This window comes from Agarivorans sp. QJM3NY_25 (assembly GCF_050870875.2).
In the GTDB taxonomy this organism is placed as follows: domain Bacteria; phylum Pseudomonadota; class Gammaproteobacteria; order Enterobacterales; family Celerinatantimonadaceae; genus Agarivorans.
Map to the genome: position 1 here is coordinate 4,570,928 of NZ_CP194041.2, position 15,511 is coordinate 4,586,438.

15 protein-coding genes are annotated in these 15,511 nt (G+C 45.9%); 9 read left to right on the forward strand and 6 right to left on the reverse strand.

What is annotated here, in order from left to right:
- Window positions 1–207: 207 nt before the first annotated feature.
- A complete protein-coding gene (locus tag ACRRSW_RS20960; RefSeq protein ID WP_432460345.1) occupies window positions 208–447 on the forward strand; it encodes a GlsB/YeaQ/YmgE family stress response membrane protein in 240 nt (79 codons plus the stop codon).
- A 55-nt stretch (window positions 448–502) separates the two neighbouring features.
- On the opposite strand, the gene ubiK is transcribed toward ACRRSW_RS20960, so the two are convergent.
- From ubiK to ilvY, 3 genes are all read right to left on the reverse strand, one after another.
- A complete protein-coding gene (ubiK, locus tag ACRRSW_RS20965) occupies window positions 503–757 on the reverse strand; it encodes a ubiquinone biosynthesis accessory factor UbiK (RefSeq protein WP_432460346.1) in 255 nt (84 codons plus the stop codon).
- A 301-nt stretch (window positions 758–1,058) separates the two neighbouring features.
- A complete protein-coding gene (gene ybaK, locus ACRRSW_RS20970) occupies window positions 1,059–1,532 on the reverse strand; it encodes a Cys-tRNA(Pro) deacylase (protein WP_432460347.1) in 474 nt (157 codons plus the stop codon).
- Window positions 1,533–1,545: 13 nt separating this feature from the next.
- On the reverse strand, window positions 1,546–2,427 hold the full coding sequence (ilvY, locus tag ACRRSW_RS20975; RefSeq protein WP_432455617.1) for an HTH-type transcriptional activator IlvY: 882 nt from the start codon (window positions 2,425–2,427) through the stop codon (window positions 1,546–1,548).
- Between the two features lie 201 nt (window positions 2,428–2,628).
- On the opposite strand from ilvY, the gene ilvC reads away from it, so the two are divergent.
- Both ilvC and ACRRSW_RS20985 read left to right on the forward strand, forming a co-directional pair.
- Window positions 2,629–4,110: a ketol-acid reductoisomerase gene (gene ilvC, locus ACRRSW_RS20980; protein ID WP_432460348.1), complete on the forward strand. Its 1,482-nt coding sequence runs from the start codon at window positions 2,629–2,631 to the stop codon at window positions 4,108–4,110.
- Window positions 4,111–4,551: 441 nt separating this feature from the next.
- Complete coding sequence (locus tag ACRRSW_RS20985) at window positions 4,552–5,133, forward strand: hypothetical protein (protein WP_432460349.1); 582 nt, start codon at window positions 4,552–4,554, stop codon at window positions 5,131–5,133.
- 294 nt (window positions 5,134–5,427) lie between these two features.
- On the opposite strand, the gene ACRRSW_RS20990 is transcribed toward ACRRSW_RS20985, so the two are convergent.
- Window positions 5,428–6,228 (reverse strand): helix-turn-helix domain-containing protein, encoded by an 801-nt coding sequence (locus tag ACRRSW_RS20990; RefSeq protein WP_432460350.1) that lies wholly within the window; start codon window positions 6,226–6,228, stop codon window positions 5,428–5,430.
- 97 nt (window positions 6,229–6,325) lie between these two features.
- Here ACRRSW_RS20990 and ACRRSW_RS20995 point away from each other — a divergent pair, with 97 nt between their 5' ends.
- The 4 genes from ACRRSW_RS20995 (at window position 6,326) to ACRRSW_RS21010 (ending at window position 10,256) form a co-directional block, all read left to right on the forward strand.
- On the forward strand, window positions 6,326–7,720 hold the full coding sequence (locus ACRRSW_RS20995; protein ID WP_432460351.1) for an SLC13 family permease: 1,395 nt from the start codon (window positions 6,326–6,328) through the stop codon (window positions 7,718–7,720).
- Between the two features lie 183 nt (window positions 7,721–7,903).
- Window positions 7,904–8,848 (forward strand): ADP-ribosylglycohydrolase family protein, encoded by a 945-nt coding sequence (locus ACRRSW_RS21000; protein ID WP_432455614.1) that lies wholly within the window; start codon window positions 7,904–7,906, stop codon window positions 8,846–8,848.
- A complete protein-coding gene (locus ACRRSW_RS21005; protein ID WP_432460352.1) occupies window positions 8,845–9,675 on the forward strand; it encodes an NAD(+)--dinitrogen-reductase ADP-D-ribosyltransferase in 831 nt (276 codons plus the stop codon). Before ACRRSW_RS21000 ends, ACRRSW_RS21005 begins: the two co-directional genes overlap by 4 nt.
- Window positions 9,676–9,746: 71 nt before the next feature.
- Window positions 9,747–10,256 (forward strand): GNAT family N-acetyltransferase, encoded by a 510-nt coding sequence (locus ACRRSW_RS21010; RefSeq protein ID WP_432455612.1) that lies wholly within the window; start codon window positions 9,747–9,749, stop codon window positions 10,254–10,256.
- Window positions 10,257–10,793: 537 nt separating this feature from the next.
- Here ACRRSW_RS21010 and ACRRSW_RS21015 read toward each other — a convergent pair.
- Complete coding sequence (locus tag ACRRSW_RS21015) at window positions 10,794–11,750, reverse strand: choice-of-anchor A family protein (protein WP_432460353.1); 957 nt, start codon at window positions 11,748–11,750, stop codon at window positions 10,794–10,796.
- A 271-nt stretch (window positions 11,751–12,021) separates the two neighbouring features.
- A complete protein-coding gene (locus ACRRSW_RS21020; RefSeq protein WP_432460354.1) occupies window positions 12,022–12,780 on the reverse strand; it encodes a GNAT family N-acetyltransferase in 759 nt (252 codons plus the stop codon).
- A 310-nt stretch (window positions 12,781–13,090) separates the two neighbouring features.
- Here ACRRSW_RS21020 and ACRRSW_RS21025 point away from each other — a divergent pair, with 310 nt between their 5' ends.
- Entirely contained in the window at window positions 13,091–13,927 is an 837-nt protein-coding gene (locus ACRRSW_RS21025; RefSeq protein ID WP_432460355.1) for a phosphate/phosphite/phosphonate ABC transporter substrate-binding protein, read from the forward strand.
- Window positions 13,928–15,466: a diguanylate cyclase domain-containing protein gene (locus tag ACRRSW_RS21030; RefSeq protein ID WP_432460356.1), complete on the forward strand. Its 1,539-nt coding sequence runs from the start codon at window positions 13,928–13,930 to the stop codon at window positions 15,464–15,466. It begins immediately after the preceding gene.
- Window positions 15,467–15,511 lie beyond the last annotated feature (45 nt).

A 15,511-nucleotide genomic window follows, 5' to 3' on the forward strand; every position in this document is an offset into this window, starting at 1 on the left:
TGAATACTGCTTAGAGTCATCCAAACGAGCCAACTGATGGCGTAAACAGCGGATTAAAACTTGTATTTACACAACGAGACCAAGCAATCTTTGAGGATTGTCAGTAAACTTAAGCTGAAATGAGGCTTTCGGGGCTGAATGCAACACTAACCAGCCGCCTCCAATTCAGTTGCACGACATAGAGTAAAGCATACAGGGGAAGACATCATGGGAATTTTGATCTGGTTGCTAATTGGCGCAGCCGCAGGCTGGTTAGCGGGACAAATCACCAAAGGAAAAAGCTTTGGCCTACTTGGCAATATTGGGGTAGGTATTGTCGGCTCAATGCTCGGCGGTTTTATTTTTCGCTTACTGGGTTTTCACAGTGCCAGTCTTGTGGCATCGCTGATTACCGCAACGGTCGGCGCGGTATTATTGCTCTATCTAGTGAGTCGATTTAAAAGCTAAAGTACATAAAAAAGCACAGCCGAAGCTGTGCTTTATCAATCAAACAAGGAGCGACTCAAGACTCTTGGTTTAAGCGCTTTTCTAACTCAGCGACTTTCTGCTCTAAGGCACTCAACTTTTCTCGGGTGCGCAACAAGACTTGTGTCTGCACGTCAAAATCTTCACGATTCACCACATCCAGCTGGTTCAACTTGGCTTGAATCACTTGTTTTACCTTGCGCTCAAACTCATCACCAACATTCTTTAAGCCGGGGGGCACCATCTCACTCACTTGTTTGGCGATCTCTTCGATTTTGGCTGGGTTAATCATCTATCTCTCCTTTAAGTTGGACTCATTGTATAGAAGCTCTGCTAAGGGCTCAAGCGGCTCTGGTTTTAGTATGACCGAGCTAAACGAGCATCAATTTGAGATATACGACCCACAACACCCCGTAGCAGCCGTCCTGCGGTGCGGCGCATGAACGCTCGGCTTGCGCGCCTTGAGTCGAAGCTTTCGACCAATACAAATGCCGCTGTTGGCTAGCCCGTTGATAAATCGAAGCTCTCGCTGAAAAACCACACCAACAAAACAAACCCACAGTCAGTCTCATAACCAGCGCTATAATGAACGACTAATGACTAAGTTTAGCAAACTGAGCACCAAGCACCCGCTGCAGCACATCCGCCTTAAGCTGCAAAGACAAACCACGTTTACCGCCACTCACCACAATAGCAGGCAAGGCTTGAGCGCTCTCATCCACAAATGTCGCTAAACGTTTTTTTTGGCCAAAAGGGCTGATCCCCCCTTTAACATAACCAGTGGTACGCTCAGCAACGGGCACCTCGGCCATCCGCATTTTTTTGATTTTTGCGGCCTTGGCCAGTGCTTTTAAATCCAGTTGGCCGGTCACTGGCACCACTGCCACCACCATTTTTTTGGGATCGTGTTCATCACAGGCCACCAACGTTTTAAAGACTAGCTCTGCGGCCAAACCCAGTTTTTCGGCGCTATCTAGACCAAAGTTGCCCTGCTGAGGATCACTTTTATATTCCAGTAATAAATAATCCTGTTTGGCTTTTTTAAGCTGCTGTACTGCCGGCGTCATAAATCTTCACTCCTTAATTGCGCGCTGCCACTTGCCAGAATCGCTGCAGCAATGGTTCATGTAACCTTCTTGATAACATGCAAATCCCCAAATCGAAAGGCTCCAGCTCCACCCCGACCGGAATACTTTGGATCCGCTCACGCATTGGGCTGTTATCCACCACCACTTGCGGAGCGATCCCCACACCGCTGCCGAGCGCCACCATGCTAACAATAGCCTCGTGACCCGCCACCTTGGCATAAACATGAGGTTGAATACGCATCCCTTTAAACCAATGATCAATCCGAGCACGCGCTGGGCCATGTTCTGGCAAAATAAAGGGAATTTGATCCCAAGGAATTGGATTTCGCTCTAATAGTTTACGAACCGCACAGGGAACCGTGGGGCCAATAATCGACAGGGGCACCTTACTAATACTGGCAAAAGCCATGTTCAGCGGTAATTGCTCGGGGCGGGCGGCAATCGCGATATCGACTTCCCCATCGGCGACCTTACTCACCGCCAACGCCACATCGCCGGTGGCTAATTTAATATCGGCATTTGGGCAGGTAAGACGATACTTATCCAAAATATCTGGCAGGTGACTATAGCTCGCGGTCACCGAACAATACAGGGTTAACTCCCCCGCCAATTCGCTAGATTGCAAAGATAAATCCATTTGCAGCTGTCGCCATTGTTGTAACCAATTTTCGGCAAAACTGCGAAATCGCACTCCCGCCTGAGTCAGATGTACGCTGCGTTTATCACGACTAAACAAACGACTGCCAAGCTCTTCCTCTAGCCGCTGAATCACCCGACTTAAGGTAGAGGGGCTAACATGCATCGCCTGACTGGTTTTCGTAAAATGCAGGCTGTGGCTTAAGTGTAAAAACAGCTCAACACTTCGAACATCCATTGCTTTTCCTTGATAAAGCCTGTTTCATTTTATGCAATACAATATCCCAAAATCATCATTTTACGCAATATTAGTTTAGGTTTATATTAAATCCATCACGAGACAGGATAAGAAACGCGCTCAAGAAAAGAAGTGCATTGGGATCTCGTAAACACAACAACACCATCATCATTTGATTAACGCTATTTTACGGAGTCGAACATGGCTAATTATTTCAACACCCTAAGCTTGCGCGAGAAACTAGAGCAATTGGGTAAATGTCGTTTTATGGATCGCAGCGAATTTGCTGATGGTTGTAACTTTATTAAAGACTGGAACATCGTGGTAATTGGTTGTGGTGCACAAGGCCTAAACCAAGGTTTAAACATGCGTGATTCTGGGCTCAACATTTCTTACGCTTTACGTGATGCGGCAATTCAAGAGAAGCGCGCTTCTTTTGTACAAGCGACCGACAACGGCTTTAAAGTTGGGACTTACCAAGAGCTAATCCCACAAGCTGATATGGTGCTTAACCTCACCCCAGACAAGCAACACAGCAACGTGGTTGAAGCGGTGATGCCGTTAATGAAGCAAGGTTCTACCCTCGCTTACTCGCATGGCTTCAACATTGTTGAAGAAGGTATGCAAGTGCGTGAAGACATCACCGTAGTGATGGTGGCGCCAAAATGCCCAGGCACTGAGGTTCGTGAAGAATACAAACGTGGTTTTGGAGTGCCAACCCTAATCGCTGTGCATCCAGAAAATGATCCTCAAGGCAACGGTCTTGCGATTGCAAAAGCTTATGCTTCTGCAACCGGTGGTGACCGTGCCGGTGTACTTCAGTCTTCTTTTGTTGCGGAAGTTAAATCTGACCTAATGGGTGAGCAAACCATTTTATGTGGTGTGTTACAAACTGGTGCAATCTTAGCCTATGACAAAATGGTAGCCGAAGGTATTGAACCCGGCTACGCCGCTAAACTCATTCAATTTGGTTGGGAAACGGTTACCGAAGCATTGAAGCACGGTGGCATCACCAACATGGTCGACCGTCTATCTAATCCAGCTAAAATCAAATGTTTTGACCTAGCCGACGAGCTTAAAGACTTAATGCGTCCGCTATTTGAAAAACACATGGACGACATCATCGAAGGCGAATTCTCATCAACCATGATGAAAGACTGGGCCAACGATGATGTAAACCTACTAAAATGGCGTGAAGAAACTGGCCAAAGCGGTTTTGAAAAAGCGCCAGTATCTGAGGTAGAAATTACCGAGCAAGAGTTCTTCGACAAAGGCATCATTTTAGTCGCCCTAGTCAAAGCTGGTGTTGAGCTCGCCTTCGAAACCATGGTTGCTGCTGGCATCATCGAAGAAAGTGCATACTACGAATCACTACACGAAACGCCACTCATCGCCAACACCATCGCTCGTAAACGTTTATACGAAATGAACGTGGTTATCTCTGATACTGCAGAATACGGTTGTTACCTATTCTCGCACGCTGCCGTGCCTCTATTGCGCGATACCGTGAACAACATCAGCCTAGAGTACATCGGTAAAGGCTTCGAAGAGCAAGATAACGGCGTGGATAACGCGCGCCTCATCGAAGTAAACGAAGCACTACGCAGCCATCCGGTAGAAGTAGTTGGTAAGAAACTTCGTGGCTACATGAAAGACATGAAGAAAATTGCCGTTGGCGGTTAATCTTCTCGCTTTTGGCTAATGACGATTAGCTAACTGTGAAATTGAAAGCCCTGAGCAATGCTCGGGGCTTTTTTGTCGGACTTATCCCCACGGCAAAACAGCACTGCCAACACGCCATTACGACCAATCAGAATCACTCGTAAAAGCAGCGCTTTCGCCTACGGCGCCGTCCAGGCGAAATCAAAACTGACCACCAGCGCCATAGCGCCATAGCCACCAAAAACCAAAAATGTAACCCCATCATCTTCGCTGAGCAGCGTAACTGAGCTAGGGAGATGATGAGTAATAGAACTTCGCGTTCGTTGTCGAAATTAATTTGGTTTCGTTAGCTTATGATTAAGTCATTGATGACTACTGATATTAATTATAACTTATTGAATGATGAATAATTGGTTACAATAGATATTGATAATAGAAGTAATTATTTGCAGGGAGCAAAAATTGAAAAATTTAGGACAATTGTTAGAACCAACTTTTTATATATTGAGTGTAATTTTTCTTATTGCAGGTTTAGTAGTTGGATACCCTGGCGGTTTCTTATACTTCATCTTGGTTAAACTGCTTTATGCAGTATTGGTTTCCATTGTTATTCATGGATGGAAAGCTAAAGAGTCGGTTTTAGTTGAGTCAGAAGAAAATAAATGGATTGTTAATATAAATGGAATTCCGATTATAGATAATACACATGCCCTTAAAAACTTGCACTTTAACAGTGAAAAAGAAATGAGTAGGAAGTATTTTATTTTATTACTGCCTAAGCTGATTTTATCAGTCCTGCTATTAACTGTAACAGTCATAACTCTTTACCAGCAACCATTAGCAATAACATTTGACTCCGTGATAGGTGTATTGATGTCGTTATATTTGACTTATAAAACTTTAGAATGCTATCGACTATTTAGCGGCCTCTCCGATGGAAAGTGGCATATCAATAGTTATTCTTTAGGTGACAGAATTTACTACTCTGCGTTCGTTAAAAATCGAGGACAATATACAACTTTCTTGAATAAAGTTTTTAGTTAACAGATTAGAAACAAAAAAGCCCGAGTATTTCCACTCCGGGCTTTCAACTTCACTCTTAGCGAGTGACTTCAAGACCCTTATGAATGCGCAACGCAGGATCTAAGAAGATGCGGGGCAGCCTTTTGCTGGTAAGCTTTAGCTGGACAACGCTTATGACGGCGCCGTCCAGGCGAAATCAAAACTGACCACTCGCGCCACAGCCACTAAGAAGCAAAAATATAAACCCTCCATCTTCGCCGAGTCGGCAAACCTCCTAAGCAACGTTCTCTACAATAAAAACGAGATCACAATAGCTTATCGTTGCTTCGCATAATCCTGAGGCGTGCAGCCAAATTGCAAGCGAAAGGCCTGCACAAAACTACTGACACTTTTATAGCCTAAGGAATGTGCAACCAAGCTGGAGCTTTCCCCTCGGCTCAAGAGCTCCAGTGAGTTCATCAAACGAAAGCGGCTGCGCCATTGGCGAAAAGTCATCCCGGTTTCGGCTTTAAATAAACGTTCGATGGTGCGCACACTCGCGCCCACTGATTTTGCTAAGTCCAACAAGGGTAAATTCTGAGTGGGGTTTTGTACCATATGATGGATCAGTTTCGCCAATCGCGGGTCATTGCCAGCCGGGATCCGCACTTCAAAGGCCGATAAATTCTCCAGCTCGTCAATCGCCACCAGTCCCAAACGCTGGATACTCGTTTGGTTCATGCTTGGAGGATCTTGATTAAGTCGCAGCACAATTTCGCGCATCAAGGGACTCATGCTTAACATCACCACCGCTTGTTCATGTTGACGAATAGGAAATGACGGGTCGATGTACAGATTACGAATTTGAACAGCAGTTTCACTACTCACCTGATGATAGGTATTCATCGGGATCCAAACCGAATGAGTCGACGGCACCACCCACACGGCTTGTTCGCTGGTCACTCGCAATACCCCTTCCATGGCCCACAATAGTTGGCCTCGCGGATGGGAATGCGGTGAAATATTGACTTCGGCGAGCATATCTCGGCCATTGCTTAATACTGGTCGGCTCGCATCAATCGTGAATGCGATATCGCTAGGCGGCAACATTGTCGTATTAGGAATAGGTTTTGTCATATTTACGCCTTAAAACGACAAAGAGGATTCGCTATCTTAGAAAGGCAAGCACAATCATTTCAAGTCTTTTTTCACTCTTTCAGGAGAAGCGAACGATATGGACAGCAAACTCAACTTTAAAAATGTGATTCTATTGACGGCATTAGCTCTCGCCCTATGGTTCACGCTGTTTCCTATCGAGGGTCATGCAGATGGATTTTCGCATAGCGCCGCGGTGGTCTTCATTACTCTGATCTTTTGGAGCACTGGTGCACTCCCCCCTTTCCTCACCGGTTTGCTATTTTTTGCTTTAGTTGCAGTATTTAAACTCATCGCACCCAACATCTTGTTCTCTGGATTTGGCTCAACTGCGGTGTGGTTGATTATCTCAGGCTTTATTATTGGTTCTGCGATCTCCGTTTCCGGTTTGGGTAAAAAGCTCGCCTTCAGCATTGCTCCCTATTTAACCGCCAGTTATCCTCGCTTGATCGGTGGCCTGGTCGCCAGTGCGATGTTGCTGGGCTTTGTGATGCCCTCTTCTGTTGGGCGTTCGGTGGTATTAATTCCAATCGGTATGGCATTGGCCGAACAGGTGGGCTTTAGCCTAGGCAGCAACGGGCGTCGCGGGATCGCTACTGCACTGGCGCTAGCTTGTAATATGCCAAGCTTTGCAATCTTACCGTCCAACATTCCCAACATGATTTTGGCGGGCTCGAGCGAAACCCTGTTTAACATTCACTATCACTATACCGAATACCTACTGTTGCATTTTCCTGTCTTGGGGATCCTGAAGTCGCTATTGATCGTATTGCTGGTCCTGTGGATCTTTCCGGCAAAAATTTCATCCGCCACGGGAAAGCATTCGCCCAAACCAGATGAACCATTTGATAGTAAAATTCAAAAACGAGTTGGCATTATTTTGGGCATTACCTTGTTGTTCTGGATCAGCGACTCACTACATGGGGTAAATCCTGCCTGGGTCGGTCTAGTGACCGCGATTATCTTACTGATGCCCAAATGGGGCGTGCTGGCGGCGAAGTCCTTTAACAGCGCCATCGACTTTGGCACCGTCATCTTTGTTGCCGCAGCCTTGGGTTTAGGCGCTTTGGTGAACGCATCCGGGCTGGGTGAATATGTCGGGCAGGCTTTTAGTCACTTACTACCCAACACCGTAGAAAATACTTTCTTAAACTTTATGTCACTATCACTGATTTCGACCTTTACCGGACTCATTACCACCATTCCCGGAGTACCAACGGTGCTCTCTCCGATGGCAGCAAATTTTGCTGAGGCCACCGGCTTTAGCCTACCCGCGGTATTAATGACCCAAGTGATTGGTTTCTCAACGGTGCTGTTCCCTTACCAGGTTGCACCTTTAATCGTCGCGATGCAGCTGTCTGGCGAGCGCCTGGCCGAACTGCTGAAAATTACTCTGCCACTGGCATTGCTGACCATTGTGGTACTGATGCCTCTGGACTATTTGTGGTGGAGACTACTAGGCTGGATAGCTTAGACCGGCGAGTGATAGCTGCAGGCAAATAAGCCACGCGCGCTCTGAACCACGGTTTGGCACTGAGCAAGGCCTTGGCATCAGCTTGAAATAAACCCACAATATATAAAAGGAATTAGCGTCAACTCATGACAACTCAGACAATAAGGTTTAAGTTAAAGCATCAGCATACACAAGGGAGCTGTTATGCCTGTACCCTACGAGAATCTCGCTCAGGATAAGTCCAGGGGATGCCTGGTTGGTCTAGCGGTAGGGGATGCCATTGGCACCACCCTCGAGTTTCAGACCCCAGGGAGCTTTAAACCCCTCACCGATATGGTGGGTGGCGGTCACTTTTGTTTAAAGAAGGGCCACTGGACCGACGATACCTCGATGGCTCTGTGCCTCGGACATAGCTTACTGGAAAGTGAGGGGTTTGACCCAGGCGATCAAATGCAGCGCTACTGCAATTGGCTGGATAAAGGCTACATGAGTAGTATTGGTGTTTGCTTTGATGTAGGGGTGACGGTCTCCTCCGCCCTGCGCCGTTATCAAAAAACCGGCCAAGTCTTTGCTGGCTCCAAGGCACGCTGGAGCTCTGGCAATGGTTCGATCATGCGCCTAGCGCCGATCCCGATTTTTTACCAGCAACAGCCACTTGCAGCGGTTCATTATGGCGGCGAAAGCTCACGCACCACTCATGCCTCACCGCTATGCATCGATGCCTGTCGCTATTTATCGCTGCTATTACTGAGCTTGATTGAAGGTGGCGACAAACAGAGTTTTCATCACATCGCCTACACCCCACAAAGCGATGAAATAAGCCGCATCAAGGCGGGTGAGTTTCTCGAAAAACCTTACGCTGCGCTCACCGGCAGTGGCTATGTGATTGAGAGCCTCGAATCGGCACTGTGGTGTTTTATCAATAGTGACGATTTTGAATCCTGCGTGCTGGCGGCGGCCAACTTGGGCAACGATGCCGATACCACCGCCGCCATTGCCGGTCAGTTAGCTGGGGCTTATTACGGCCATCAAAATATTCGTCAGGACTGGCGGCAGGCCTTGCATCAACACCAACAGATTGCCAGCTTGGCCGATGGGCTGTTCGCGGCTTCACAAAACCAGCCAGAACACGTCATCGCAGCCCGATGAATTCGCAGCTCTACAGCCCCAGCGCCAGCGAAACGCAGTTATTGCAGCAGATCTGCCTGCCGCTGAATCATTGCAATCTGCCTTCCTGGTTACTGGCCAGTTTGGCCTATCAGCAACAGCCGATCCCCTTGCAACTGGATTTAATTAGCACCTGGTATCCAAAATTATTTACGGGTGTAAAGCGGGCCGAAACTGCCGAACAACGCGCCGCACAGTTTAAAGACTTTATGAATTTTCGCTTTAACTTAGCGCAGGGGCGCAGCCAAGCAAACCCAAACCACCAACCTCCGCCGCGGCCGAAGGTCAACTATCGACGGCTATTGCTGGGGTGGTTATTTGACTCCGATAATCAACAGGGGGCGGCGTGGCGCAGCTGGGTGGAGTCACGCTTTGGCCTGCTCACTTGTTTTCACCATGAAACGCTGGCCGATCCGGACGGCCCGGCCTATTTGCGCTTTCGCCAACAGTGTAGCCAAGCGACCTACAATACCAATGAACTCTATGACCAGTTGGATCTACTCTACTGCTTTTGCCAACAGGAGCTGCGGCTGCGTCACCCCAATGGCGAGCACCTCAGCCTCTATCGAGGTTGCACCGCCTTGCCGGAATATAACCTCGAAGGACGAGCGGTAAAACTGTTCAATAACCTCAGCTCCTTCACCGCCGATCCCGAGGCGGCATTACGCTTCGGCTCAAAAGTGTTTGCGGTGCAGGTGCCTTTGAGCAAAATCGTCTGTTTCGAGTCGCTACTGCCCCGCAGCCTGCAAGGCGAGCAAGAATTCATGGTCTTGGGTGGCTTATATCGCGTCGAACCTTTCAAGTTTTAAAGACCAGCAGTTGACAGAATATCAATGAGTGATGCACGTTGGTCTAAGTATATTGCTATTTGGAGCATTCAATGATTAAAACCAAACAATTAAAACTAAGAAAACCCGATACAAACGACATCGACATTATTGCAGAGATTTTATCTTGTCCGCTGCAAACTAAATATCTTCCTCACGAAAAACCATATTCAACACAACAACAACGCAGTTATCTAGAAAATCGAATACAGCATTGGCAAGAGCATCAATTTGGAACCTTTATTATTGAACTTACCCATCAAGCCTCTAAAAAAATCGGCTTTATCGGCTTTGAATATGCACCGAACCCAGCGTTTATCGATATCCGAATGGGCCTGGTCCATGCCTGCGGGGGTTATGGTTATGCGACTGAATCGGCACATGCAGTCCTAAAATGGGCTTTTAATCAAAACATAGCCAATGCGCTCTATGGGGTTGCTGTACAAGAAAATATTGCCTCCCAACGCGTGCTTACAAAGATCGGAATGAAACCCGTGCAAGACGTAGATCTATACCATCGACCGGGTCTGATCAACTTTGTCATTGAGTCGCCAAAGTCATAACACCATCATCAAATCCACCTGAAATGAACTCACAGAGGACCCAGACAAGCATGCAAATAGTCACCGCAGAAAAACAAGAAAAGGAACAAAATATTCAGCGCCACACTCTCAAATTGATAATTCGGTAAAATATGAGTCAACGCCTCCGAACAGAGCAGATTTTGTATTAACTAGAGATGAGAAACAGCAATTCCCATCCAATGAAGCAAAGCTCTCTGACCGCGAGGCCATAATCTACATTCATAAACTGATTCAATATAATTGCTTGTTAACGACACTTCGAGGCAGCAACTAAGCATTTGTTTTTAATCCGAATATTACTAGTGTTGAGCGCTAACAGGTGAATCACATTATCAATACTCAAATTTGCAAAATAGCAAATGATAAACACAACCATTGGGCCATCTGAAGGCGTTTAATACTCGCCTCAAAAAGTGCGGCCAGTCCACCGCCAAACCGTTCGAAATGGCACTAAAAAAGCCCCATGCAAGGCATGGGGCTGTTCACAGGCGCACAGGAAAATAGCTAAAGCTGATTTTAGATGCAATTACGGCGGCGCGATAACACCACAAAGCCTAAGCCAAGGGCAAATAAAATAGAACTCGAACCTTCACTCACCGTCGCAGGAATTTGCGGCTCTTGCCAGTTAAAGCCGGTATTGTGGAATTCTCTGGCACCGGTGAAACTCTCTGCCGCAACACTGCCATCAAACACTGCACCACCAACCAAATCGGCATCCATTGCCAATACCGCGCCGACAAAGGCGATACTGTTAAAATCGATAGTTTCTGCTTCGTAGAAGTTCCACAAAATATTCGCCGCGCCAATGTTCAGGCCATCATCTAAGATCCCAAAACCGCTGGTAAGGTTGACCCCTCCGGCTACCGATACCGCAGAGCCGGCTACGTTAATAACCACCGTTTTAGCCGAGCCAGCCGCTAATGACAAAGAGTTATTTTGGGCAAACACCTCACTGAAGTTGACATTAAATACCGCCATATCATCGCTACCACTATAAGACAAGTGACTAGCGCTAAAGCTACCATTTGCAGTTAAACCGGAAAAATATGCGGAATCGGCACGTAGTTGCGACTCAAGACCAGCCATATTACTGGCCATGGCAGCTTGCTCGCCTGCCGTCACTTTTTGCACACTGGAGCCGCCACCATTTAGGTTTACGTTGCTCACATTTAAGTTGCCACCGTAAGTCAGGCTGCCAGCATTCAGGTTAATATTCGAAGCATTGATATTGCCTGCAACTGTAACCGTATCTTCAAAAGGGACGGTGGTTTCACGAATCGCAAAAGTTGGCGATTGCCCAGCGGCATTTAAGTCACCACCAATAATGGTTCGTCCTTCGACTTCTCCACCTTGGTAGTTATAGTCACCAGTGAGGATTAAATTGTAATCACTTAAAGGCGTTGCTTGGCTAGCAGCTGAGTACAATAAGGCAACACCGATCACTGCTGCTTGGCCAAATTTTTCATAAAACATATAACTTTTCCTGATACTGCTAAGTCGCCTAAATTTATTCTATGTTTTCAAAGTGAAACCGTGATAAGCGATGGTTTCTCGACCGCTCAGTCCGCGCATCAAAGGCAAAAATTAAGCCAACAAGTAAATAACCATTTAATTCAATGTCTTATAAATAGGTAAATAAAAGTGTACATGAGGAATGATGCAAATGTGTAAAAAAACTCGACAACTGCTCAATATTAGCATTTCAGCAACAAGCTTTAGATTCGCCTCATCATACGATACGAGCTTAAGCTTGAATGAATTTGTCAAACCGACTATCCATACATGCACTAATATCTGTCGTCACAAACCGACCGTTGTAAAACAAACTAAAGATGGTTGCCGGAGAAGGACAGTTTTGCGCCTGCTGGCAAGTATCAAGCTTAATAACGGTCAATGGAATATGACGTTTTTCACAACTTTCTCTTAAAGATTGAGTCGCATGATATTCAGCAAAAGGGCAGCGATTAGAGAAATAGACGACACAGCCTTGCGGTACAAGCCCCGGGCTTTTAAGCTGAGCAGCGAAGCTAGGGAGTACCGACTCCTCGTCGAAGGCTAAACAGAGTAAAACGAAGCCATCCGCAGTTTCATCGCACACCACAAAATCCTGTTTAATTAACCATTTGCTATCGCTCATAAAATGATTTTTGTTGCGACCCGCCACCACAACTAAACCTAGTTTGGCCTGCTGCTTGGCATCTTCAATCGCTTGGTTTAAAAGATATAGACCATGCCCATGGCCTTTATATTTTCCCGACACCCAAAAACAACCAAGCGCCAAGTAATTAGGCGCCACGATCGGCAACCATGCGGTTTCGGCAGGACCATATTCAATAAACACCTTTGCCCGTTGATTGAGGCGTTTGAATACATAGCCTTGCTCAAATTGTTGGGTTAACCAGTCTTTTTTTGCCTGATAACTTTGTTGACACTTTTTATCCGAAAATGCACAGCAGATATGCTCAGTTGCAATATTCGACGGACTTAAACTGATGTATTCCACGTTTCAACTCCTTGCTCCTTAACCTTCATCCATTAACTCCAATCAAGCGCTTGGTTCGCCAATAAATAAAATAAAGACCACTTTCTACACAAACGCCACTTTCATGCGCCTTAAAGCCACACATGATAATGGTACTCACTCATAACAAGCGTTTATAAGTTGAGCCATGCAAGAAGCCACGATCTTGTTTGCCAAAAGTGACATACTCACCAGAAATAACCAGAAATAACCAGAAATCTCGATGACACGACTCATTGTGACTATATTGTAAAATAAGCTGATAATGCCCCCCAATTAAAGTAGGTGCCCGATGAAGCAACTGACTGCCCTTATTTTATTTATTTTAAGTACGACCAGTACCACTGGTTACACAGCGCAAACAGAGCGAGTTTACTCTGTGGGGATTGTGCCTCAATTTGAAACCAATAAACTGCATCAAATTTGGCACCCAATACTGCTGCAGCTAACCGCTAAAACAGGCTACAAATTTAAATTGTTGGGCTCCACCTCTATCCCTGATTTCGAGCAAGACTTGGCCGCTGCCAAATACGACTTCGCTTACATGAATCCTTACCACCTGCTGATTGCCAATCAGCAAGCTGGTTATCTTCCTTTAGTTCGCGATCATGGCCGTAAGCTTTATGGCGTATTAGTTGTAAAAAAAGACAGCAATATCACAAGCCCTACACAACTAGATGGCAAGACCTTGGTTTTTCCGTCGCCTAATGCACTGGGCGCATCGCTACTGATGCGACAAGAACTGAAAGACCAATATGACCTCAACTTTAACGCTCGCTATGTCAAAACTCACGACTCTGTTTACCTCAATGTATTATTAGATGAAGCAGACGCAGGCGGTGGAGTGCAAAAAACCCTGAATCGCCAAAAGAAACAATATAAAGAACTACTAAACATCATTCACAGCACCGCAAAAGTAGCGCCTCACCCCTTTACTGCACGACCTCAAGTTCCAATTGAAGTAAGAGAGCGAGTACGTGATGCTTTATTAGAGATGGGCAGCTCAAAAAAAGGGCTGTTACTATTATCCAAGATCCCTATTAACAGTATAGGATCGGCAAACCTAGATGATTATTTACCACTCAAAACAATGGACCTTGAACGTTTCTATGTGGCGCCAAATAAATAGATGAAAATTAATTTAAAGCTCGCGATACCACCTTTGATAGGCCTGATTCTGATAAGCCTGATTATTCAGTTGTACTGGATCCCGCTGCAATTGGAAAACGCCAAGACAGAATATAAGAAACATACTTATGAATTGCTCACTTTGGGAGAATCATCAATTGCCAAGAGCCTACTACAACGAGACTTGGGCGCTTTATACGTTCACCTCGAATATTTAGAAGAAACCTATAAGTCTCGCTGGCAGAACATCGCGCTATATAACTATAACAACAAGCGTTATTACCCCATCGTAAAACCATCGCTAAATGACAAGCAGAGCAAGCAACTAATTCATATTGTTCATGAACTAAGTTCAGGAGAGAAATATCTAGGTCGTATTGAGTTAGACGTAAACTGGAGTGATAAGCGACAAACCGTTATCTCGGATATTAATAAGGTGAGAAACATGGTGATAGGCTTGGTTTTATTAAGCCAACTCATTGCCCTATTAAGCCAATATAAAATTATCTATAGGCCACTTAAAAAGCTCAGCCTCGCCACCCAGAAAGTCGTCGAAGGTGATTTTAGACCGGCACTCCCATCACTAACGGAAGACGAAATTGGCGATCTAAGCAAAGCATTTAAAACCATGGTAGAAGAACTGGCATTCCGTAAAAATGCGCTTGACGAACATGCTATTATTAGCGCCGTAGATCGCTCAGGTCGGATCACCTACGTCAACACCAAGTTTTTACAAATATCCGGTTATTCTGAAGAAGAACTGCTCGGCAAAACTCACCGAGTGATTAAATCAAAAGTTCATTCACCAGAATTTTATAAGAGCATGTGGTCAACCATCACTCAAGGCAAGGTGTGGCAAGGAGAAATTTGTAATTTGACGAAAAACGGTGAGCACTATTGGGTCAGCTCAACCATTGTCCCCTTTTTAAATGAACACGGTGTGCCGCAACGTTATATCTCGTTACGCACCGATATCACCGAGCAAAAATCCGCTGAAGAACGGCTTCGGCACATGGCCAACCATGATGCCCTCACAGGTCTAGCCACTCGACGACTCTGTCGGGAAAAGTTGTCTACCGCCATCGCGATGGCACATCGTCACAAAAAATGCGCAGCTGTTTTATTTATTGACCTCGATGGTTTTAAAACAATCAACGACAGCTATGGTCATGATGCTGGTGATGCAGTGCTGATGAATGTTGGCAAAAGACTTTGCGCCACGGTACGTGAAATGGATACCGTGGCACGGATTGGCGGGGATGAGTTTATGGTGGTATTGAGCGACATTAGCGATCCTGACGATATCAAATTAATTGCGCAAAAGCTGATTAACAATTTGAAGGCTCCTTTTCATTTCAACGAGCAGCCTCTTCAGATCGGAGCCAGCATCGGTATCGCACTGTATCCAGACCATGCTCAAGATGCAGAAAGGCTGATTAATCGAGCCGATGAAGCCATGTATACGGTAAAATCTAATGGCAAAAACAATTATGCTTTTGCCGAAAAAGATTCACCGCCTCATACTGAACACCCGCATTGACGCTCAAATTCCCCAGTTATTTTAGTGGGGTATTTGAGCTTGAAG

Coding starts and splice junctions, on each gene's coding strand:
- ilvY (WP_432455617.1), bottom strand. CDS start 2,427: ATGGATGTTCGAAGTGTTGAGCTGTTTTTACACTTAAGCCACAGCCTG.
- ACRRSW_RS20960 (WP_432460345.1), top strand. CDS start 208: ATGGGAATTTTGATCTGGTTGCTAATTGGCGCAGCCGCAGGCTGGTTA.
- ACRRSW_RS21000 (WP_432455614.1), top strand. CDS start 7,904: ATGCCTGTACCCTACGAGAATCTCGCTCAGGATAAGTCCAGGGGATGC.
- ubiK (WP_432460346.1), bottom strand. CDS start 757: ATGATTAACCCAGCCAAAATCGAAGAGATCGCCAAACAAGTGAGTGAG.
- ACRRSW_RS20990 (WP_432460350.1), bottom strand. CDS start 6,228: ATGACAAAACCTATTCCTAATACGACAATGTTGCCGCCTAGCGATATC.
- ACRRSW_RS21030 (WP_432460356.1), top strand. CDS start 13,928: ATGAAAATTAATTTAAAGCTCGCGATACCACCTTTGATAGGCCTGATT.
- ybaK (WP_432460347.1), bottom strand. CDS start 1,532: ATGACGCCGGCAGTACAGCAGCTTAAAAAAGCCAAACAGGATTATTTA.
- ACRRSW_RS21015 (WP_432460353.1), bottom strand. CDS start 11,750: ATGTTTTATGAAAAATTTGGCCAAGCAGCAGTGATCGGTGTTGCCTTA.
- ACRRSW_RS21010 (WP_432455612.1), top strand. CDS start 9,747: ATGATTAAAACCAAACAATTAAAACTAAGAAAACCCGATACAAACGAC.
- ACRRSW_RS21005 (WP_432460352.1), top strand. CDS start 8,845: ATGAATTCGCAGCTCTACAGCCCCAGCGCCAGCGAAACGCAGTTATTG.
- ACRRSW_RS21025 (WP_432460355.1), top strand. CDS start 13,091: ATGAAGCAACTGACTGCCCTTATTTTATTTATTTTAAGTACGACCAGT.
- ilvC (WP_432460348.1), top strand. CDS start 2,629: ATGGCTAATTATTTCAACACCCTAAGCTTGCGCGAGAAACTAGAGCAA.
- ACRRSW_RS20995 (WP_432460351.1), top strand. CDS start 6,326: ATGGACAGCAAACTCAACTTTAAAAATGTGATTCTATTGACGGCATTA.